The sequence below is a fragment of the Paradesulfitobacterium aromaticivorans genome (assembly GCF_054657415.1).
In genome coordinates, this window is the sequence record NZ_BAAHYT010000004.1 from 129,810 (window position 1) to 148,822 (window position 19,013).

26 protein-coding genes are annotated in these 19,013 nt (G+C 48.6%); 20 read left to right on the forward strand and 6 right to left on the reverse strand.

Going from position 1 to position 19,013, the window contains the following annotated elements; translation table 11 throughout:
* Positions 1 to 9: 9 nt before the first annotated feature.
* The 4 genes from ACYQ2N_RS01270 to ACYQ2N_RS01285 form a co-directional block, all read right to left on the reverse strand.
* Entirely contained in the window at positions 10 to 1,578 is a 1,569-nt protein-coding gene (locus ACYQ2N_RS01270) for a recombinase family protein (RefSeq protein WP_459997051.1), read from the reverse strand.
* On the reverse strand, positions 1,529 to 1,996 hold the full coding sequence (locus tag ACYQ2N_RS01275; protein WP_459997053.1) for a serine integrase family protein: 468 nt from the start codon (positions 1,994 to 1,996) through the stop codon (positions 1,529 to 1,531). The genes ACYQ2N_RS01270 and ACYQ2N_RS01275 overlap by 50 nt, the downstream gene beginning before the upstream one ends.
* The gene (locus ACYQ2N_RS01280; protein WP_459997055.1) at positions 1,997 to 2,149 is read right to left on the reverse strand and encodes a hypothetical protein; all 153 of its coding nucleotides are present in this window, start codon (positions 2,147 to 2,149) and stop codon (positions 1,997 to 1,999) included. It lies immediately after the preceding gene.
* A gap of 585 nt (positions 2,150 to 2,734) precedes the next feature.
* Positions 2,735 to 3,610 (reverse strand): helix-turn-helix domain-containing protein, encoded by an 876-nt coding sequence (locus ACYQ2N_RS01285; RefSeq protein ID WP_459997288.1) that lies wholly within the window; start codon positions 3,608 to 3,610, stop codon positions 2,735 to 2,737.
* A gap of 143 nt (positions 3,611 to 3,753) precedes the next feature.
* Between ACYQ2N_RS01285 and ACYQ2N_RS01290 the strand changes: the two genes are divergently transcribed.
* The 6 genes from ACYQ2N_RS01290 to ACYQ2N_RS01315 all read left to right on the forward strand — a co-directional run bounded on the left by ACYQ2N_RS01290 (position 3,754) and on the right by ACYQ2N_RS01315 (position 8,545).
* Positions 3,754 to 3,951 (forward strand): Rha family transcriptional regulator, encoded by a 198-nt coding sequence (locus ACYQ2N_RS01290; RefSeq protein WP_459997057.1) that lies wholly within the window; start codon positions 3,754 to 3,756, stop codon positions 3,949 to 3,951.
* Positions 3,952 to 3,991: 40 nt separating this feature from the next.
* A complete protein-coding gene (locus tag ACYQ2N_RS01295) occupies positions 3,992 to 4,429 on the forward strand; it encodes a 3D domain-containing protein (protein ID WP_459997059.1) in 438 nt (145 codons plus the stop codon).
* Positions 4,429 to 4,605 carry a hypothetical protein gene (locus tag ACYQ2N_RS01300; protein ID WP_459997060.1) on the forward strand — a complete coding sequence of 59 codons (177 nt, stop codon included), beginning with the start codon at positions 4,429 to 4,431 and terminating at the stop codon, positions 4,603 to 4,605. The genes ACYQ2N_RS01295 and ACYQ2N_RS01300 overlap by 1 nt, the downstream gene beginning before the upstream one ends.
* Before the next feature lie 422 nt (positions 4,606 to 5,027).
* The gene (locus tag ACYQ2N_RS01305; protein WP_459997062.1) at positions 5,028 to 7,130 is read left to right on the forward strand and encodes a transposase; all 2,103 of its coding nucleotides are present in this window, start codon (positions 5,028 to 5,030) and stop codon (positions 7,128 to 7,130) included.
* Positions 7,131 to 7,149: 19 nt separating this feature from the next.
* Positions 7,150 to 8,202 carry an AAA family ATPase gene (locus ACYQ2N_RS01310; RefSeq protein ID WP_459997064.1) on the forward strand — a complete coding sequence of 351 codons (1,053 nt, stop codon included), beginning with the start codon at positions 7,150 to 7,152 and terminating at the stop codon, positions 8,200 to 8,202.
* Between the two features lie 85 nt (positions 8,203 to 8,287).
* A complete protein-coding gene (locus ACYQ2N_RS01315) occupies positions 8,288 to 8,545 on the forward strand; it encodes a hypothetical protein (protein WP_459997066.1) in 258 nt (85 codons plus the stop codon).
* 12 nt (positions 8,546 to 8,557) lie between these two features.
* Here the strand turns inward: ACYQ2N_RS01315 and ACYQ2N_RS01320 are convergent, their stop codons facing one another.
* Positions 8,558 to 8,800, reverse strand: a complete 243-nt coding sequence (locus ACYQ2N_RS01320) for a hypothetical protein (RefSeq protein WP_459997068.1) — start codon at positions 8,798 to 8,800, stop codon at positions 8,558 to 8,560.
* A 164-nt stretch (positions 8,801 to 8,964) separates the two neighbouring features.
* Here ACYQ2N_RS01320 and ACYQ2N_RS01325 point away from each other — a divergent pair, with 164 nt between their 5' ends.
* The 6 genes from ACYQ2N_RS01325 (at position 8,965) to ACYQ2N_RS01350 (ending at position 12,010) form a co-directional block, all read left to right on the forward strand.
* Positions 8,965 to 9,819, forward strand: a complete 855-nt coding sequence (locus tag ACYQ2N_RS01325) for an N-acetylmuramoyl-L-alanine amidase (RefSeq protein WP_459997070.1) — start codon at positions 8,965 to 8,967, stop codon at positions 9,817 to 9,819.
* Positions 9,820 to 9,894: 75 nt separating this feature from the next.
* Positions 9,895 to 10,209, forward strand: a complete 315-nt coding sequence (locus tag ACYQ2N_RS01330; protein WP_459997072.1) for an addiction module toxin RelE — start codon at positions 9,895 to 9,897, stop codon at positions 10,207 to 10,209.
* Between the two features lie 272 nt (positions 10,210 to 10,481).
* Entirely contained in the window at positions 10,482 to 10,949 is a 468-nt protein-coding gene (locus ACYQ2N_RS01335; RefSeq protein WP_459997074.1) for a hypothetical protein, read from the forward strand.
* 2 nt (positions 10,950 to 10,951) lie between these two features.
* On the forward strand, positions 10,952 to 11,146 hold the full coding sequence (locus ACYQ2N_RS01340) for a hypothetical protein (protein ID WP_459997076.1): 195 nt from the start codon (positions 10,952 to 10,954) through the stop codon (positions 11,144 to 11,146).
* 21 nt (positions 11,147 to 11,167) lie between these two features.
* Positions 11,168 to 11,656, forward strand: a complete 489-nt coding sequence (locus tag ACYQ2N_RS01345; protein ID WP_459997078.1) for a host-nuclease inhibitor Gam family protein — start codon at positions 11,168 to 11,170, stop codon at positions 11,654 to 11,656.
* A gap of 138 nt (positions 11,657 to 11,794) precedes the next feature.
* Positions 11,795 to 12,010 carry a hypothetical protein gene (locus ACYQ2N_RS01350; RefSeq protein ID WP_459997080.1) on the forward strand — a complete coding sequence of 72 codons (216 nt, stop codon included), beginning with the start codon at positions 11,795 to 11,797 and terminating at the stop codon, positions 12,008 to 12,010.
* Positions 12,011 to 12,045: 35 nt separating this feature from the next.
* Here the strand turns inward: ACYQ2N_RS01350 and ACYQ2N_RS01355 are convergent, their stop codons facing one another.
* Positions 12,046 to 12,213: a hypothetical protein gene (locus tag ACYQ2N_RS01355; RefSeq protein ID WP_459997082.1), complete on the reverse strand. Its 168-nt coding sequence runs from the start codon at positions 12,211 to 12,213 to the stop codon at positions 12,046 to 12,048.
* 80 nt (positions 12,214 to 12,293) lie between these two features.
* Between ACYQ2N_RS01355 and ACYQ2N_RS01360 the strand changes: the two genes are divergently transcribed.
* The 8 genes from ACYQ2N_RS01360 to ACYQ2N_RS01395 all read left to right on the forward strand — a co-directional run bounded on the left by ACYQ2N_RS01360 (position 12,294) and on the right by ACYQ2N_RS01395 (position 18,780).
* On the forward strand, positions 12,294 to 12,722 hold the full coding sequence (locus tag ACYQ2N_RS01360; RefSeq protein ID WP_459997084.1) for a regulatory protein GemA: 429 nt from the start codon (positions 12,294 to 12,296) through the stop codon (positions 12,720 to 12,722).
* A gap of 17 nt (positions 12,723 to 12,739) precedes the next feature.
* On the forward strand, positions 12,740 to 13,045 hold the full coding sequence (locus tag ACYQ2N_RS01365) for a Mor transcription activator family protein (RefSeq protein WP_459997086.1): 306 nt from the start codon (positions 12,740 to 12,742) through the stop codon (positions 13,043 to 13,045).
* A gap of 108 nt (positions 13,046 to 13,153) precedes the next feature.
* A complete protein-coding gene (locus tag ACYQ2N_RS01370; RefSeq protein ID WP_459997088.1) occupies positions 13,154 to 13,774 on the forward strand; it encodes a hypothetical protein in 621 nt (206 codons plus the stop codon).
* Complete coding sequence (locus tag ACYQ2N_RS01375) at positions 13,771 to 14,088, forward strand: hypothetical protein (protein ID WP_459997090.1); 318 nt, start codon at positions 13,771 to 13,773, stop codon at positions 14,086 to 14,088. Before ACYQ2N_RS01370 ends, ACYQ2N_RS01375 begins: the two co-directional genes overlap by 4 nt.
* A gap of 2 nt (positions 14,089 to 14,090) precedes the next feature.
* On the forward strand, positions 14,091 to 14,393 hold the full coding sequence (locus tag ACYQ2N_RS01380; RefSeq protein ID WP_459997092.1) for a hypothetical protein: 303 nt from the start codon (positions 14,091 to 14,093) through the stop codon (positions 14,391 to 14,393).
* On the forward strand, positions 14,393 to 14,932 hold the full coding sequence (locus ACYQ2N_RS01385; protein WP_459997094.1) for a phage protein Gp27 family protein: 540 nt from the start codon (positions 14,393 to 14,395) through the stop codon (positions 14,930 to 14,932). Before ACYQ2N_RS01380 ends, ACYQ2N_RS01385 begins: the two co-directional genes overlap by 1 nt.
* Before the next feature lie 9 nt (positions 14,933 to 14,941).
* Positions 14,942 to 16,582 (forward strand): phage terminase large subunit family protein, encoded by a 1,641-nt coding sequence (locus ACYQ2N_RS01390; protein ID WP_459997096.1) that lies wholly within the window; start codon positions 14,942 to 14,944, stop codon positions 16,580 to 16,582.
* Positions 16,579 to 18,780 (forward strand): phage portal protein family protein, encoded by a 2,202-nt coding sequence (locus ACYQ2N_RS01395; RefSeq protein ID WP_459997098.1) that lies wholly within the window; start codon positions 16,579 to 16,581, stop codon positions 18,778 to 18,780. Before ACYQ2N_RS01390 ends, ACYQ2N_RS01395 begins: the two co-directional genes overlap by 4 nt.
* Positions 18,781 to 19,013: the final 233 nt, after the last annotated feature.

Below are 19,013 nucleotides of genomic sequence, written 5' to 3' on the forward strand. Positions count from 1 at the left end.
TACCCTATATTAAAGACTCACTTCAATTTCCAAGCCTGACTTGAATTCCACAACCAGCCTATCGTCATAAGCAGTGATCTTCTCAATCAGTCTTTTATTCAGCTTCTCATCAAACTCAATAGGTTCGCTGCACTGCTCTTCGAGGAAAGCAGCCAGTTCCGCGCTACGCTGCCGTTTCGCCTGACGAGCGGCGTTCCTGTTCAGCGCGTCTTGTTTCAAATCTCGCAGTTGATAAATCTCATTAACAACATCATCATATGCCGTTTTTGTGCTGGCAAGCTGCAGCAGCTGATTTTGGAGTTCTTCAAGTCTCTTGTCGATGCCGTCTGTATTCTGATCAAATTCCTCGCTGAGTACGGTTTCAATATTTTTCTGAAGCGTGGCAATATAGCCGTCTTTGCCCTCAATGATGATATTGATTGCTTCAACGGTTTTCTCTTTCAGCACCTCCTCAGGTAAGGTAGAGGCGTCACAGAATAAACCAGTGTTCTCCAATCGGCTAACACATCTCCATACGATGGATTTCTTGCCTCTGTTATTCCAGTGCACTCTGCGAAAAACCTCGCCACAGTAACCGCAAAACACCATTTGAGCAAAGGGATGATTGTTACTATAGCTTCTCTTGGTTCCATTTTTGCTCTGATGAACACACCGCCTTCGTATCAGTTCCTCCTGAACCTGCATGAAAATTTCACGCGGGATTATAGGCTCGTGGTTGTTTTCCACGTAATACTGCGGCACGATTCCGGTATTGAGCACGCGCTTCTTGGTCAAGAAATCGACCGTATAAGTCTTTTGCAGCAAGGCATCCCCGATATACTTTTCGTTTCTTAGAATTTTATTAACTGTGCTGGTATGCCAGCTCGGATTTCCTGCTCCTGTAAGAATACCGTCGGCCTCTAAGCCCCGCGAGATCTGCAACATGCTACTGCCTTCCAGATACTCGCGGTAGATGCGCTTTATTATCTCCGCCTCTTCGGGCACAATAACAAGCTGCCCCTTTTCATCCTTGGTGTAGCCAAGAAAGCGGCTGTGATTGACATGGAGCTGCCCCTGCTGATACCGATACTGGATGCCGAGCTTGACGTTCTGACTGAGCGATTGACTTTCCTGCTGTGCCAAGCTTGCCATGATGGTCAAAAGCACCTCGCCCTTTGAATCCATGGTGTTGATATTCTCTTTCTCGAAGTAAACGGGAATGTTCTTTTCTTTGAGCTGTCTTATGTATTTCAGACAGTCTAAGGTGTTTCGTGCAAACCGGCTGATCGACTTGGTAATAACCATATCAATATTACCGGCCATACACTCCTCAATCATGCGGTTGAATTCTTCACGCTTTTTCGTGTTGGTTCCGCTGATTCCGTCGTCAGCAAAAATCCCTGCAAGCTCCCATTCGGCATTGCTTTTAATGAAACCTGTATAGTGTTCAATTTGCACCTCATAACTGGAAGCTTGTTCTTCAGTATCTGTTGATACGCGGCAATAAGCGGCAACTCTCAATTTCCGCTTTTGTTCTGGATTTTTGGAGTTACCAACTCGTTTTCTTGCCGGAATAACTGTTACACTCTTGCTTTCCATCTGATAGTACCTCACTTTCAATTAGACTGTAAGCATATTCAGCTTGTCTGAAGGGATCGTCATACAAAGCCTTCGGCATAGGCATAGCAAACCTTTGTTTTAGGAACGTTGGTTTTTCGTCCGTTCTTTCCTTTATACGTCCAAGCTTTTCTGTTCTGTTGCGTTTCTCAATTTGTACCTTTTCGTACCACTCTTTTTCGATGATCACCGGATAATACGGGTCAAACACATATCTTTTGTCCGTCAGCATTTTAGAAATAGAGCCATGATAGCGATTGATACCGGCTTTTTTTGCTGAATCAGTTAAGGAAAGGCCAGATAGATAAGCCTTAAAAAGCTCTCGCACCTTTTTGGCATCATCTTCCTGAATAACCGCTTTACCGTTTACAATTACATAGCCGTAGGGAATATGTCCCACTCATCTCACCAGCCTTTCTTTAAGCGTCAAGCCGCACTTCAGCTTGAAGGCTATTTCTGTCTGTGAAATAACGTCAATCTCCTCCACAAACGTTTTGAATAGCTCCTCATTAAAACTGTCAAGTTCATTTTCCGGCTTTGATACATATCTCATCTGTGGTTTCTCAAATTAAATGACAAAACGAGAAAAACCGGGAAAACATAGGAATGGGCGGGAAACACTTACACACCAAGGGATTCGAGTTATTTAGAAGAATTCTTTTTGTCAAAACAAATGAGACGAATTTGAAGGAAAACACATCCGCGGAGAATTTTTGAAGACGATCGGGCGGTCGAAGAAAAACCGGCTCGCGCGGGCGTTATAATTAGTAACGGAGAATGAGAAAGCCTGTTACATCAGGCGTTAGAGAGATTAACAAGGCGTTAACGGCATAAGAAAAAGTTGCCAATAACGCCTCTTTTTGTGCCGTTTTTCGGGGCTGAGGTTGTAAACCAAGAGGTTGTAAACTTGTAAACTTGTAAACCAGGCCGCAAACCTTTATGGCGCAAGGGGTTCAGGGTTTTCTAAAATTGTTAGACAATTTGCATTGGAGGGAGGTTGTAAACCAAGAAATTGGATGTTTATATACGGTTTATGAATAAATATGCATAATATGCAAAGAAAGAACCGGTGAATTCCAACCGGCTCGGATCGCGCTAAAGTGGGAATAAATTCCCATTAAGGCCTAAAATAAAAGGTCTATTCTTCGTAGAAGTGGCGGAGCTTTTCCTCTGCCTCTTCTTTTTTAATCACCTGAACGACCTTTCCTATTATTGCAAAAGTGTCTTTTGGACTAACGTTTATAGGCCGGTAGATAGAGTTTGCTGGTAGTAGTTGTATCTCCTTGCCCTTCGGAGAAAAGTACTTAATAGTAGTTTCTTCATTGATTCGAAAGAGGGCGATCTCGCCGCGATCCACGATCGGCTGGTGCTTAATTACAACGATATCTCCATCGTCGATCCCCGCCTCCTCCATACTGTCTCCTTTAGCGCGAACTGCGAAAGCTTTCTGTCCGGAAATCTTTTTGCCAACAGGCACGTAACCCTCTAAGACCTCATTAATCAAAATAGGCTTGCCTGCTGCCGAAGTGCCAAGTAAAGGTATGTAATTTTCATCGGTGTAAGTAGCCTGCTCATCGGCAACCATTAATAATTCTTGTGGTAGTGCTTCGTAAGTCGCCGCCTCCTCTTTGACACGCCTGTACATTAGAAAATCAATAAAATCCTCAAGTAACTTTTTGTCATTCTCGCTCAGGTTTTCCTTTGACCGGGCGAGGTATTCATCAGAAACCAGATTATCGTTTTTCCGATTAGCATCATCACCGAATAGTACCCAATCAGCACTTACATTAAACTGTTTTACGATTGCTATTAAAGCTGTAATACTAGGTAGCGATCTCCCCCTTTCCCAGTCGCCCACATTACCCTGTGATGATCCAATTAAAGCTGCAAACTTAGCCTGGGAAAGGGTGTTTTGTTCTCTGAGAGATTTAATTCTCTCTACAATTTTAGGTATATCGAACTCCTTACTAATAATTAAACACCTCCCTTCAAGACTTATCTTATTTACGTTTATTAATCTGAGTTACGCTTGAAATTAATCTGAGTTACGATTATAATAAGAGTGTGGGAAATTTTTCCCCACCCACATTGTAACGTGAGTTGTCCAAGCTTGCCAGAGGGAAAAGCTGTCGAATAACAATGTAAGGAGGTGTATCAGTGAAGTCAGAACGACTGACACCTTTTGGGGTGGAAGTCAAGAAGTGCCTGTTGGATCTAGGCTTAACCCAAAAGGAATTTTGTGAACAAAATGAGATCCCGGAAAACCGATTCAGCGAGATACTTTACGGGAAACGTGTTGCCAGCGAGTACAGAATCCGGATTGAGGAAGCCTTGGGATTCAAGCAGTCGGCTTAATTCGGAAGGAGTTGATCAGTTGAAGAAACTGGTGGCACTGATGGTGCTCATATCTGGGCTGATCTCGCACCTGCCGACAGCTCGCGAAGTTGTAATGGCTCAACCTGAACCGGTGCTGACCACTCAAGCTATCGAGCAGAAACGTCCAACACAGATTAGTAGGGGCGCGGCAGAACCACCTAAAAGAGAGATGATCATTCAAGCGACGGCTTACACCCATACCGGCCAAAAGACCTATACGGAAATATGGCCACACCGGGGAACGATTGCAGTCGATCCCAAGGTGATTCCACTGGGGTCAACGATCTGGGTCGAAGGCTATGGCTGGGGCAAGGCCGAAGATACCGGCGGCGCGATTAAGGGCCAGATCATTGACTTGTTTATGGAGACGGAGCAAGAAGCGGTCCTATGGGGACGGCAGAATGTGAGAATTGTCGTTATCCCGCTGATATCAAAAAATCACAAGGAGGAGTTTTAATGACAAATACACAGAGGGTCATTACCTTGAATGATCTGGCGCGGATCACTAACAAAGAACTCAAAAAGGTTGGGGAAACAATCCACGCTGATACATCTTTAGAACCTTCGAAGCAGTCTCAATGGAATAAGGTGTTTGAGTCATGGTATGTACGAGCAAAGGAAGCTCTTGGTTAGGAAGTTTGAAAAGACTATCTTTGCCAAGGTTCAAACCGGATGCGATAACTAGATAACGCTCAAAAAAGAAAAATTGAACTTGTACCGGCTGCTTGGACAGCGATGTCCGAACCTGATGTAAAGCGGTCTTATCACTAAGAGAGCTTATAAAACCTTCGACTTGATCCATGCAGGCCAAGCGCTCTGTATCAACTTTATCCGGGAATATTATTAGAGCATAGTTATCCATAGCACGGTGCATAGACCTCGAAGTAACTTGGATAATGGATCTCGTTAAGATTTCGTAAGCTTCTTGACCGGACAAGATTGTCTCACACATAAAATCATCCCTTCCTTAAACTAGGTTCAATTTCTTGAATAATTCGACGGTAAGACCTAAAAATCCTTGAAAATACAGGTGGTGAAACGAAGCTGTGCAACTTATGGCGGAAAGAAATGAAGTCTGGCTGACCACTAGCCAGGTCGCAAAATTAGAGGGCATATCCAGACAGGCTGCTTACAAAAAAGCGGCTTGTGGGGAATGGACGACAAAAAAAGAAAAGATGAATAGCGGGTGCGGTGGCGGTGGCCAGGGATTCATGATTGCCCTGTCTTCCTTGTCCACCTTAGCAAGACGGCGTTGGTACGAAGGTAAACAGAACATCGAAGTCTCGGAAGAGACAGCAGTGGAAAGCAAAATGCCGAGTGCGTTTCTGGTTACTGATGAAAAGTCGAAACGGGAACCGGTCAACTTGGCAGAGATCAAGGCACTGGTTGGAACTGAGAAGTTTGAACAGTTGTTGAGTGAAGCCGAGGAAAAGGCAAAGCCGGTCATGGAATACCTCGAACTTGGCGATGTGCCCGGTAAGACGGAGAAGGCTGAGACGATTGCCTTGAGGCACGGCATATCCTTGGAAACCTTATACCGGCGGCTGGGACAATATCAGGAATGCGGCATGACCGGTTTAATGAGACGTTTACCAAGACTTGGGGTGGGTACAGTGAGAAGAGTTGTTCCGGAAGAGGTTGAACGGTTAGCCCGCGCGGAGTTCCTTCAGCCGAACAAACCGAAAGTATCCCATATTTTCCGGAGGGTTGAAGCCTTCTGCAAGAAGAGCGGGATAGAGATTCCTAGTCGGGCTACAGTTTATCGTGTGATTGACGTACTCAAGGAGACAGAGCCGGACCTTGTGTGCCTGGCGCGTGAAGGGGAAGAGGAGTACAGCAAACGCTTTATGGAAAAGGCCGGGAGAAAAGAGCCGGAGTTTGTCAATCAGGTCTGGGAGGGCGACCATCACCGTATAGACTTCTTCATTAACTACAAGGGTCGGGCAGTGCGACCATGGCTAACGACCTGGATGGATGTAACGACAAGAACCATAGTTGGCTATACGCTGAGCATCCAGGCTAACGGCAGAACGATTGCCCTTGCATTGCGACATGGGATTCTCCCAAAGAGACTCACGAGCTGGAGCGGCGGCATCAGCAAAGCGATGGCCACAGCGATTTCCAGTCTGGCTTGGGATGAAGTGACGATTCAAGAAAACACGGGCAAAGCGATTCCGATCTACGGCCTTCCAAAGCAGCTTTATATCGATAATGGAGAAGATTACAAAGCTCAAGTCCGGAAGGGGCTTAAGTCGAAGGACTGGGAATACTCCAAAGAAGTTCGGAGTACAAGTGAACTTCTTAATATAGAAACGAAATTCTGCACCAAGTACAGCCCTTGGGCTAAAGGCCATCAGGAACGGTGGTATGGGACGCTCACCGATCAGTTCTCGCGCTACATACCGGGTTATTGCGGCAGTGACAATAAGCACCGCCCCGAAGGACTTGACGAGCAAACAATGGCCGAGCGCGAGGAGCTTGTAGACCTTGAAGAAGCGATGTTGCTGCTAGAGATCTTTATCAATATTTACCACAACACAGTGCATGGCAGCCTGGGCATGCCCCCGCTTCAGAAGTATGAGATGACACCCAAGATTAGAGAAGGCCTCCCGGATGAAAGAACGCTGGATATCTGCCTGATGGATGTGGAGAAAGCTAAAGTCATGACCATGGGAATTCAACGCTTTGGGGCTAAGCATCGCCGCCGCTGGTATAGTCACCCGGATCTGGAGAAGTACAGCGGTCAAACCGTGGTTATCCGGTTCGATCCGAACCGGATCGGGGAGCTGCTTGTTTTCAATCCGAAAACCGGTAAGTACCTTTTCACGGCAGTTAATAAAGAGCTTATGGACTGGGATGCCACCAAAGATGACATCCAGAAATTCCTTAAGAAGCGCGCCAGCCGCAGGAAAGAAGTTAAGGAACGGCTGCGCGGGTACCATGACTCTACTCTCGAATCATTTATTGCGGAACGCCATGAAAGCGGCCCGGTGATGATCACGGGCAACTCGGCCGAATCCAATGGGATTCGATTAATCACGGGCATGGAGGATGTGTCCAAGAAGGCTAATTCTTCGGCATCTGCCGCAAGGCCGAAGGGACAAAAAGCCAAAACCGGCCGGTTTGATGAGTTTATGCGTGAGGCTGGAAACCGTTAAGAAGTAAGGAGGAAAAATGATGTCAAAGAATTTAAGCGAGATCTCAGAGGTTCAGGATTATGTAACTCCCGCCCCGGATTGGTCAAACGAAAGAACCCTCCTACACCGGTTAATCCGGGAGGAGGGAACTCTTGTGGGTGAGGTTGCCAAGGCCATCGGCAAATCCCACAGTGTTGTTAGCCTATACATTAACGGCAAGTATAAGGCTAGCGCAGGGCTTGAAACTCTCGTAAGAAATTATCTCATAAAAATGGGCAAGTGGCAAGATGGTAACGCGACATTGGAAGTTGCGGCAGCTGTTGAAACGCCCGCCGGAACCTATCCGTTTCCTCCGATGCCGCACGTCGAGGCCAAGAAAGGCCTGGGGCAAATCGGAATGATCAAAACGGAAGACATGGCACGGGTATGGGGAATCTGTCGCAAGAGCTATGAAAACTGTGAGTTCGGCATGATCATCGGTAAGCCCGGTACCGGCAAGAGTTATGCGCTTGAAAATCTGCGTAATATGGGCAGTATGCCTATGGAGATCATTACCTGTGATGAGACGAGCACTATCAAGAGTATTTTGGTGGACACGGCGGAAGCTCTGAATCTTGAGATCAAAGGTACTTCGGCAGTTCTTATGAGACGAATTGTTAAAGAGTTGAAAAGGAGATCCATCCTCCTGGTCTATGATGAGGCCGATCTCCTGAGAGGACCAAAGGTATTCGAAACGCTTAGGGCCATATACGACAAGACGCAAAATATCGGGGTTGTGCTCTGTGGCAATCAAAATCTTGCTGAAAGGATTCTTTCCTTCGCGGAAGACAGACCGGAAATGGCCCGGATTCGTGATCGAATCGGTTACTTCCAAAGGCTCTCCGGCCTAACAAAAGAGGAAGCAATTCGCTTCTTAGATGGCATTAATTGCACACCACGAGCAGCTGAACTTCTAGTCAATATCGCATTGAAACGGGGAATCCGGCAGCTTGTTAAAGGACTGGGTAGGTTGCTGGAAGTGACGCAAGGAGAGACGATCACCGAGGAATTGGTCGAGGAACTTGGGCAAATCGTGCTGAGCTTCAATGCATAAGAACTCGGGGCCACATGGCCCCTTCTCCCTTGCCCGGCTTGGCAGCCGGTGTCTGATGAGGAGCCACGAAAGGGGGGATGAGGGCATGACAAAATTGGAGGTATTGCAAAAATATTACGACTGGGCCTGTCACAATTTTCTCTGCTATTCAAAAAACTACTTATTGACCGAACCCAAAAAAGGCTTTGAAACCGAGTGGAAACAAGCCAATGAAGAATGCGAGTTACTCAAGCAAATGATTGATGATTACAACGGGTTTGTTCCCAGGACGGTCTTCAAAGATTATCTTGAAGCATTCAATCAAAAGGTCGAAGAGCATTTGGAACAGTTCCAACGAGATTAGCTGATGGGAAAATCACTCTTTATCATGATACCTCTGAAGCATCAGTGACGTTGCCCTAACCGACTCTGACAATATAGTCCTAACTGTGAAAAGGACGTAGTCTTCAACGATGCCAATTATTTGATCTTTAGGAATTAAATCCGGATAAGGTTTATTGAGTATATCTTGGCTGAACAATTGGATTTTACGAAACAGAACTGGTTCAACTTCCGCTAACGTTTCTCTGTAAATCTTATCAAAATCCAGTTTATCCAAAGTTCTCACCTCCTCCCTGGCGAAAATGGGCTTGAGTGGTATCTAACCTATTCGACATGGACTTGGTGACAACCTTCAAGGGAACCTAGTTTCAGAGGTTCCCTCCCCTTGCCCGGCCTGGCAGCCGGAGCCTGATGAGGAGCCATACGAAAGGGGGAAAACCAATGCCAAGAGTTTGTATCGACCCTGGACATAATGGGACAGGGGCAGATACCGGGGCCCAAGGACATGGGCTCCTTGAGCAAGACCTTACACTGGATATTGCTCAGCGGCTCAAGCCTTTGCTTGAAAAGAATGGGTTTGAGGTTGTTATGACCAGGGATGGCTCAGTGGTTAACGGGCCGCATAACACCTTAACCCAGTCACTCCAAAGCCGGTGCAATATCGCCAACAACGCAGGAGTCGAGCTTTTTGTGTCCATCCATGTTAATGCCGGGGGTGGAACTGGTTCAGAAGTGTATGCCCTTCCAGGGGGTAAGGCTTATGTCGCTGCGCAGCTGATGCTAAAAAACCTCATTTCCGCATGCCAATGGACGAACCGAGGGGTTAAATTCACAAGGTACTATGTTCTCCTTCATACGAACATGCCAGCTGTTTTGACTGAAAATGGGTTTATCGACGATGCTTCAGATGCCAGGCTTCTGGCAGATGCGGGCTTTAGGCAGCGGATTGCCGTTGCCCATGCCAAGGGGATTTGTGAGTATTTCGGAGTGAATTACCGGGAAAACAATTCGTCTAATTTGGAGGTTGAGAGAATGTTTGAATCCTTAATTGTCTATATCGGCTATCCGGAAGGTAGTATTGTGCCTCGCCTGCAGACGCATTTGAAGGCACCGGCTATCATGCTGCAGGATCTCACATTGGAGACGGTCAAAGCGGTCCGCAAAGTGTATGGAGTAGGCTACAGCGCGAAGGACTATGTTGTCGAGGGCTACACCATTCCCCTCTTTAAGCTCCTGACCGGCAGTGATGCCGACAAGACCGCTCAGGCCGTTATTGACTTCGTTAATGGTAAGTAACTCATGGCCGCAAAGAAGGGTTATAAAAAGCTCAGCAACGCTCAAAAGAAGTTTAATAAAGAGTCTCGGGAAAAAATGAGAGCAAGAGGTCTCTTACCTCCCGTTAAGCCAAAACTTAATCGAGGCAAATTTGCCAAAGAAGTCCTTGCGGAGTTTGAGAACTTCAGTGGTTATTCGGATATCATGCACCTTTACCATGCTCTTGGTTTTATGAGACCCAGTTTCGAGATTAAAGAAAAAATCTCTCTTGAACAAATGGGAGTCTTAAAGTTACTGAAGATCTCCATGGAGATTAAGAAGTTCATCGAAGAAAAGAGAAACAACGGTGAATCGGAGTACAAGGTCATGGATCTATATGAAAAAGCGGTCAAACCGACGCTGGATCTCTGAAAAGAGTGGTTACCTTGGAAAAGCCAATCGTACTTAGCATGGGCAGGTTGGAAGATTGGCCTATAACGCATTTGAGAAATGCTTGTAAGAAGAACAAAGTCAAAGGATACACCAAAATGAGCAAGGATGAACTTATCCAGGAAGTCAAAAGGATTCTAAACAAGAGCTAAATAAGGGAATGTTAAGCGGGGACAATTCAGTCCCCGCCCCCCCTTGCACGGGTTGGCACCCGATGCCTGAATGAGGAGCCATACGAAAGGGGGTAAAAAGGGATGAATAGGACATCAGTCCATCGAAGCCCGGTACCGAAAGACTTGCGGGCAACCGGCCCTTCGAGCGAAGTAACCACCTATTGGCAGGAAGCTGCTTTCGAGTGGTACGGCGAAGAGGTTCGCGGGCGCGGGACTAAGAACGAAATGTTTGTTCAAATCAGTAAGACCCGCCTAAGAATCTCGCACACCGCCGCCGCCAGCGCGGGGATCGAGCCGGGCGACAGCGTGAAGATAGGCATTAATAAAGCCTATCTGGCAATTAAAAAAGAGCCGGAAGGCTTTGTGGCCAAGGACGAGAAAAACAAATCGACCAAGGCGGTCTATGTGTCAGCGACAGCTATTGTACGAGAACTCATAAAACAGGGCACTCCTATTCCTTGCCGGGTATCTTGCGTCTGGGATGCAAAAAGCGGAATGCTGGTCGCGAAAAAATTAGATGAGAACCAGAACGCTATTCGGGAGGGATGAGGATGCTCAAGTTTTCAGACGCGCTGCTGGCTGCTCTCAATGGGTACAAAGAGGACGCGATGAGCAGGGCTGAGGCCATATTTCTTGTTACAGAGTCGCTGCGCCACAGCTGCAATGAATGCGGCATGAAATACGAGCAAGATCAAACGGCCAAGAGCCAAGAGTTAGCACTTGACAGCACTGCTTGGGATTCATAATTACGCTAAGGAGGGATAAATTTGGCAAGAGTCAGGATTGAAAACATGTCCCCTCTTCAAACCTGGGACGATGTGAACCTAAACCTCAAGGAAATGGGAGAGCTGGAGATGGCGATCGAGGGGATCGAGGCCAAGATGAACGAACAGATCCAGGATATCAAGCTGGACGCTGAACTGAAGGCCAAGCCCCTGAAGGACAAGATTGAGAAGCTTTCTGTTGAGATCAAAGGTTTTGTCGAGGAAAACCGGGCAGAGATTAAGGGCAAGACCATGAATCTTAATTTCGGGTCCGTGGGTTTTAGGCAAAGCACAAAAATTCTCATCAAGAATGCAAAAGCAGTGATTAGCGCTTTAAGGGCCAAGAACATGAACGACTGTATTATTGTAAAGGAGTCGGTCGACAAGGACGTTCTCCGGGGCTATCCGGATGAAGTGATTGCTTCTGTCGGAGCGGGGAAAAAGGTCGAAGATGCGTTTTGGTATGAGGTCAACCGGGAGAAGTTACTATGAGAAAGAGCAAAGCCGGAGAAGCGTTCTCCTACCTCTTTGCCGGAGTAGCGCTTGGGTATCTCATTGGGATTTTCATTGCTGCCGAAGCCTGGGGTTGGCTACCGTAAAATGATCCTGCTTGGAAGGGTGGTGGGATCGGTGGTTGTACTTACGAATCATTTTATCGAGCGATACGGCGAACGAGTTGGGCGCGCTTCCCCCCAGGCACAGAGGAAATGGTTGCACCAAAGCCTCAACAAGCACACGACCAGGCGGCAGGATGACGGCAGATATAGCTTGAAGCTTGTGGGCAGCCATCATGTGGCAGTGCTCAGCCGGGAACACAGCACCTGGGTGGCCTTGACGATCAAGTAAAGTTAATATTGAGACAGCGGGCAAAAAAACGAGAGCTACTTCATTAAGCCCAGGCCTGGACATTCCCTGTCGCCTAAGCGCCAGGAACCGTCCAAGCGTCTGGTTCCGTCTAGTTTAACCTGGACAGTTTCCTGTCCGCAAACGGAACACACTTGCTGGGAAGAAGATTGGGGCTTCTTGCCAGAGCCTTTTACCTTGGGCATATTATCACCTCCCTTCCGAGGAGGTACCAACAAACTGCCCGCTGTCTCATTTCTCATCATAACAGAAAAGAGGGGGTCTTGTGGCTAAGATTACCAAGCCGCAGATCGCTAAGATCTGGGCCATGGCAAGAGAATTGGATATGGATAAGGATCTGGTTCATGAGTTTGCCTACAATGTAACCAAGGAACACAGCCTTTCGGGACTGTCGGTGCAGCAGGCGATCAAGGTCATTGACGCCATGGAGGCCTTGACACATAAAGAAAAGGCAAAAAGCATAGAGCCCAAAGCGACACGAGCAAGTAAAAAGCAGATCTGGAAGATGAAGCAACTGGCCAAAGAATTGGGCTGGAGTGACAATGAAAAGCGCCTTCAGGGGTTTGTGAAGAAATATGCCGGGGTCGATAAGCTTGAATGGCTGACACCGGCCCAATCCTGGCGGGTCATCGAGGGTCTTAAGAAGCTTCTCGAAAAAACAACGGTTGACAATGCTCAGTCAAGTAGGGTATAAAGGTGGTGAACTTATGTATGTCCCATGATGACTGGATCTCAGATCTAAAACCGGAGGATCTCCCTGAACCATACCGCGAAATCAGCATCATGGTCGGACTAAGAAATGCTCTGAAGATTGCAGACAAGTTTCAGGGAACGGCTGTCTATCTGCCAAAGCTGGATGCTGCCATCCGCAAAGTACGGGATGAACGGATCAAGAAGGAATTCACCGGGTCAAATCATAAGGAACTCGCGCGTAAATACGGTCTCACAGAGATTTGGGTGAGACAGATCCTGGCTGAAAAAGGACCGGATCAGCTGAGCCTGTTCGATGCTCTATAAACTGAATTTCTAAAGTACTTTCTTTGAGACTTATATGAAGTAAAAGGTAAAATCCCAGTAGTAACTGGGATTTTTTATTTTTCCCCAAAAAATAAGGAGGTCGAAAGGATGAAAGACGCACTGTTGCAAGGAGGAGTCGAAGTACTGATTGCATTCCTCGCCCTGGTGTGCGCGTACCTGGCGGCGTATTTGCGCAGAGGTGCAGCCAGACTGCAAGCCCAAACACAGGGGATCATGAATGAGACGGAAGCCGAAATCGTGCGCACGGCCATCAGACGGATTGACGATCTCGCGGAACGGACCGTGACCAAGATGGAACAAACGGTGGCCGGAGAACTGAGGCAAGCGGTTAAGGACGGAAAGGTCGACCGGGAGGAACTCCTGGCGATTGGCAAACAGGCTGTGGACGAAGTTGTAAGCATGACGGGCCCTGAACTCATGGTAATACTGGAGAAGACCTTTGGCGATGCCCAGACCTTTATTGAGAACACCATTGAGACAAAAGTGCGAGAGGTCAAAGACTCGTTGACCTGGAACAACGTCCCGAGCACTGCGGCTTTGCGCGTTCCTGATGCTGCCCCTATGGCCCAAACACAAGCAAATGCGTCAGGCGCCCTTGCTGTGACTCCATCGGTATCGGCACCAGCTCCTGTGCCGGGTCAAGTGGCTGCACTGCAGGGGGTCGTCGGCCCGAGTTCCACTGAGACTTCTGCAGGAGGAACCGTATGAGTGGCGTCCCCCAGGAACTGTACCAACCAATCGCACTGATCCTTGTCTCCATCCTATCCATAGCCTTTACCATTATTGGATATTTCCTAAAAGATATCCGTTCAACAATGAACACGGAACTTGTGTCCAACAAGCGCGAGATTCAAGAGGTTAAGGATGACCTGGCGGACTTCAAAGCGGTACTCCCCCATAATTACGTGATGCGAGAAGATTTTATCCGCGCTGTGAGTGGGCTTGATCACAAAGTAGACAGCATCGGGCGGGAAATCACTGAGATCAATAAAAACATTGGCAAGCTTCTGGGAGGTGGTTAAGGTTGGCCATGCAACGAAACGAAGCCCGTGAAATCCGGGGCCGAATTCTTAAAATCCTGGAGATCAATTATCCGGAGGCGGTCAGCGAGCGGATTGTCAGCCTCACCTTGAACGATATCAATTACGCTGTCTCCCCCGGCGTCCTGGCTGGATACCTTGAATACTTGGAAGAAAAGGGATATGTCGAGAATCATGAACTGGAAAGTAAGGATCTTGGCATGATCATGCGGGTATCCAGGTTAACGGCCAGAGGAAAAGACCTCCTGGAAGGAAATATTGAGCCGGATGTTGGAGTGAGCATCTGATGGCCAGACGCAAACACTCCAAGGTTGTTACCGAGCTCCCTAAGGAGTTGGTCGAGGCCGTAAACAAACGACTTGTCGAGGGCACTACCTACCAGGAGATCACAGATTGGCTCAATGAAACGGGTCAACAAATTTCCCGCTCTTCAGTAGGCCGCTATGGCAAAGACTTTCTGTCCAAGCTGGAGCGCCTAAAGGTTGTTAAGGATCAGGCAAAGGCCATTGTGGAAGCCGATCCGGATGCACCGGCCACGGAAATGCATGAAGCTGCCAATCAGCTCGCGGTACAACTCATCATGGAAACTCTGATGAACGTCCCGGATCTCAAAGGAGCCAAGATCACAGAATTAATGCAGGTTCTGGCGCGTTTGGAGCGCAGCGCGGTGGCCAGAGAAAAACTAAAATATGAGTTCAATAAGGGCGTAGATGCAGCCCTTGGGAAGCTTAAAGAACAGCTAAAAGCAGAACTGGCTGGCCATCCGGAGGTATTGGAGCAGATATATCACGTGGTGGATCAGGTGGCGGAACAAACAAAAGCGTAGGTGGGTTTAGTGCTAATCAAGGATCTTGTGGGTGAAAGGCAAGCCGGGCTTCAATTTGCAGAATGGATGAGAAAAAATGTGAGGCTTGACGATGGACGGCCTTGGGATATGGATCGACGCAAAGCACTCGCGGAAATTGTGGGCAATATGGATCACCGGCTTATAACCATTCTCAAAGGAGCGCAGACGGGCTTTTCTACTTTGTTTTTGGGGTTTTCTATATATCTCTTGGATCAAGTACGCCGCAATGTGATTTACTTCCTCCCTACGCAGCTCATGTCTAACCGCTTTTCCACGACCCGGATGGATGCCCTGGCAAACCGCAGTGAGTACTTGCGTTCCCGCTTGAAGGGAACCGACCAGACGGGCCTTAAGGAAATAGACACGCACTTCTTATACTTCATCGGCTTGCAGAGCGTTTTGGGGGCCATTAGCATTCCTTCAGACTGCAACCTGTATGACGAAGTGGATCTGATTGATCAGGAAAACCTGGAGTGGTCTCTTGACCGGGTAGCAGCTTCTGATCTCGCTCTGCTGAGATACTTCTCTGTTGGGATGTTCCCTGGCATCGGAATTGACGAACGATTTCAAGACGGGGACCGGCGTCTGTGGCACGTTGTGTGCCCGGCCTGCCATCGGGAGCAAGTGGTTGAGGACGATTTTCCTGACAATATGATTTTCCAGGATGGCTTAGTGCTGCTGGTTTGCATTCAATGCGGTCGCCCGCTTGATGTCAACAATGGGCACTGGGTCGCCGAACATCCGGAAAGAAGCCTGGATCATATCAGTTATCGGGTTCCACAACTTATCATGCCTGGACTAAACCTCCAGATGATCTATGACCGGTACCAGCGGGCCAAAGACAAGCCCAGCAAACTGGCGAAGTTCAACTGCTCTGTCTTAGCCAAGCCGGACGGCGGGAACATGCAGCCGATCACGGACGAGGTTTTGAAACGGGTGAAGGCGTCCAGCGACTATTATATGCACGACAGTTGGCATGAGACAATTACCGGCATCGGCATTGATATGGGAGATAAAGCACACGTTTCCGTGGCGGCTCCCTTCGCCGGTGAAGGTGTACGCTACCTCTATTTCAAAGAGGTGGATGTCGAGGATCTTCCGGGTCTGGTGGCTCATCTGGAAATCGCATTCAATGCCGGGGCTTTAGTGATTGATGCGATGCCTTACAAGACTGCAAGCAAACAGGTTGTGCGCAGCTTGAAGCGGGCCAACGGATACATCCAATACTTTCGGGGCGCGGATGTCAAGGAAGGCTCGGAAGGTGAAGGAGACCGGGCGGTGCCGGTTGTGACAGTGGATCGGAATGAGTCTTTGGATGAGACAACAGACCTTTTTGCCTGCACTCCTCCCTTAGCCCTCCTACCAAAACCGCGCTCAGTAGCGGAAGAACAGCTGCTGAAAATGGTTGAACAGCATCTTAAAAAACTGGTCAAAGAAAAGGACAAGGAAGACGATGATGACGCGGCTGCCCACTATAAGAAGAAAGTTCCGAACCACTTTGGCATGGCGGCTAACTCTGCCCGAATTGCCCTTTGGCTGGCTACAGGCAAGGGTGCCCGTTATGGACCGCTAGATTATACCGTTGTACGGAGACGGACATTCAACTCGATGCGGGGGTATGACCAATGATTCTAGGCCCGGATGGCAGACCATTAAGAAAGCCCGTGTCCAGCGAGATTGTTTCCATGCAGACGGACTGGATACGTTTCTTTAAGACCTTGCCCAACCCCGATCCGATTCTCCAGAGGACCGGCAAGGGTCCGGAAATCTATGCCGACATGAAGATTGATCCGCATGTTTCGGCGTGCGTGTTTGCCCGCAAGTCAGGCGTGCTTAGCAAAGAATGGGATGTCGCGCCTGCTACACAGGAACCGCGGGATCTTGAGATTGCGGAGTTCGTCAAGGAAAATCTTAAGAACCTCAACTTCGACCAGGATCTGAGACAGATGCTTGAGGCACCTTATATGGGATTCAGGGCAATGGAAATCATGTGGGAGGAGCGCGCTGGCCGTTGGTGGGTTCAGGCGCTCAAGGCCCGGCCAGTACGGCGCTTTGCGTTCGGGATTGACGGGGATCTCAGGGTATTATCTCATTCAAGCCTGAATGATGAGCCTGCGCCTCCGGCTAAGTTTGTCCTAGTGCAGCATGAGGAAGACGATGAAAACCCATATGGCGAACGGATTTTCTCACGCTGCTACTGGCCTTGGGTTTTTAAGAAACACGGGTTCAAGTTCTGGGCCATCTTTACGGAGAAATACGGAATGCCCACAGCTGTGGGCAAGTATCAGCCGGGGGCCACTCCGGAGGATAAAAACAAGCTGTTAGAAGCACTGGACTCCCTGGTGCAGGATGCGGCGGTCGCCATCCCGGCTAACGCCGAGCTGGAGTTGAAAGAAACCAGCGGAGATAAGGCGGAAGTCCATCGCCTATTCCTGACCTTCTGCAATGCCGAGATCTCAAAAGCTATCCTTGGCCAGACGCTCACCACAGAAATGGGCGACACCGGAAGCTATTCGGCAGCGCAGGTGCACCAGGAAGTAAAGGAAGACATTGTAGAGGCAGATGCCAAAATGGTGATGGCAGCTCTCAACGATCAGCTTATTCGCCCGCTGGTGGAGTTTAACTTTGGGCCGCAGGACAATTATCCGACTTTCCGGATCTTCTATAAGGAAGATGATATCCAGAAGGATCTGGCTGAGCGCGACACCAAGCTGGTGGAAAGCGGCGTGCCGATCGGGGTCAATTACTTCTACAACCGCTACAATATTCCACAGCCGGAAGAGAGTGAAGAAGTTGTACGTCCCCTCTCGCGGGTCCAGACTGCCACCCCTCAGTTTAAGAGTCAGGAGAAAAGACGTCAACTGGATTTCGCCCAGGAGGAGGATAAGAAGATCTTTGAACGCGGGGATGTCCTCCAAGGCTATTATGAGCGCAGCTTGGAGCGCGGCAAGGCCTACTATGGCCGCCTGATGCGGGAGATCAATCAGCAAATTGAGGGCTGGCATTCCCTTGATGAGGCAAAGAATCTCAAGGTGAGTAATGATGGGATCGAGGCGCTGGCAGACTATTTGGTCCAGGTGGCACTTACAGGTTATATGCTGGGTGAAAATGATGCCTGGCAGGATTACGAGGAAGCCCAGCGAGATTTCGCAGACCCCTCCCCTGCTCCTCTGGACTATACGATCAGGCCGGTACCTTTGGATCTGGAAGAAGCGGTGACGTACTTCAGCCGCTTAATGCCGGTGGATATTAACCAGTACCGGCAGCTTGAATCCGAGCTGCAAACCAAGTACTTCACAATATCGCAGGCCGAAGGTCAGACAACGGTGGAGCGCATCAAAGGATATGTGCAGGAGTCCCTGGAGAAAGGCACGACCTTAGAGGAGTTCAAGAAAGATACCAATGACCTGTTCTCACGGATGGGTCTGGAACCGGCAGATCCTTGGCACCTGGAAACCGTCTTTCGGACGAACGTTCAGACGGCTTATGGTGCCGGTAATTATGAAAAGTTCCAAGACACTGAACTAACGGACATGTTCCCCTATTTTCGGTACTCAGCGGTGCTTGATACCCACACTCGCCCGGCTCACCGCCGGATGAACGGGTTTGTGGCGGCGAAAGATGACCCAATCTGGAATGAATGGTGGCCGCCAAATGGGTTTAACTGCCGCTGCGGGGTAGTAGCGATTAACAAGTACAAGGCTGAACGGGAAGGGATTAAGCCTATGTCAACCGCAGGCTTGCCGGTACCGGATTCCGGCTTTGCTAAGAATCCGGGGAAAGCCTTGAGAAGCTTGCCAGTGAGTGCATCTGTCAATGGCAGTTGAAACATACAGGAAGTGGAACACGGTGGTGCAGGATATTTGAAGATACGAAGTTTGAGCGCAGTGGAAAAAAATGCGAGGCATGTAAAGCGGCAACAAGAAAGGAATAGTATTTTCAGGCGGTGGCGAAAGAGTAGACGCTGCAGCGCGAGAGGTGACAAATAGGGTTAAAATCCCCGCGCGAGAGAAAAACGCTTTTAAAGCGGATTGGCATAGCAATTGTAGCCTGACCCTAA

Coding starts and splice junctions, on each gene's coding strand:
- ACYQ2N_RS01385 (WP_459997094.1), top strand. CDS start 14,393: ATGGCCAGACGCAAACACTCCAAGGTTGTTACCGAGCTCCCTAAGGAG.
- ACYQ2N_RS01340 (WP_459997076.1), top strand. CDS start 10,952: ATGCTCAAGTTTTCAGACGCGCTGCTGGCTGCTCTCAATGGGTACAAA.
- ACYQ2N_RS01270 (WP_459997051.1), bottom strand. CDS start 1,578: ATGGAAAGCAAGAGTGTAACAGTTATTCCGGCAAGAAAACGAGTTGGT.
- ACYQ2N_RS01310 (WP_459997064.1), top strand. CDS start 7,150: ATGTCAAAGAATTTAAGCGAGATCTCAGAGGTTCAGGATTATGTAACT.
- ACYQ2N_RS01300 (WP_459997060.1), top strand. CDS start 4,429: ATGACAAATACACAGAGGGTCATTACCTTGAATGATCTGGCGCGGATC.
- ACYQ2N_RS01355 (WP_459997082.1), bottom strand. CDS start 12,213: ATGCCCAAGGTAAAAGGCTCTGGCAAGAAGCCCCAATCTTCTTCCCAG.
- ACYQ2N_RS01315 (WP_459997066.1), top strand. CDS start 8,288: ATGACAAAATTGGAGGTATTGCAAAAATATTACGACTGGGCCTGTCAC.
- ACYQ2N_RS01305 (WP_459997062.1), top strand. CDS start 5,028: ATGGCGGAAAGAAATGAAGTCTGGCTGACCACTAGCCAGGTCGCAAAA.
- ACYQ2N_RS01335 (WP_459997074.1), top strand. CDS start 10,482: ATGAATAGGACATCAGTCCATCGAAGCCCGGTACCGAAAGACTTGCGG.
- ACYQ2N_RS01375 (WP_459997090.1), top strand. CDS start 13,771: ATGAGTGGCGTCCCCCAGGAACTGTACCAACCAATCGCACTGATCCTT.
- ACYQ2N_RS01280 (WP_459997055.1), bottom strand. CDS start 2,149: ATGAGATATGTATCAAAGCCGGAAAATGAACTTGACAGTTTTAATGAG.
- ACYQ2N_RS01395 (WP_459997098.1), top strand. CDS start 16,579: ATGATTCTAGGCCCGGATGGCAGACCATTAAGAAAGCCCGTGTCCAGC.
- ACYQ2N_RS01330 (WP_459997072.1), top strand. CDS start 9,895: ATGAGAGCAAGAGGTCTCTTACCTCCCGTTAAGCCAAAACTTAATCGA.
- ACYQ2N_RS01365 (WP_459997086.1), top strand. CDS start 12,740: ATGTCCCATGATGACTGGATCTCAGATCTAAAACCGGAGGATCTCCCT.
- ACYQ2N_RS01295 (WP_459997059.1), top strand. CDS start 3,992: ATGGTGCTCATATCTGGGCTGATCTCGCACCTGCCGACAGCTCGCGAA.
- ACYQ2N_RS01325 (WP_459997070.1), top strand. CDS start 8,965: ATGCCAAGAGTTTGTATCGACCCTGGACATAATGGGACAGGGGCAGAT.
- ACYQ2N_RS01370 (WP_459997088.1), top strand. CDS start 13,154: ATGAAAGACGCACTGTTGCAAGGAGGAGTCGAAGTACTGATTGCATTC.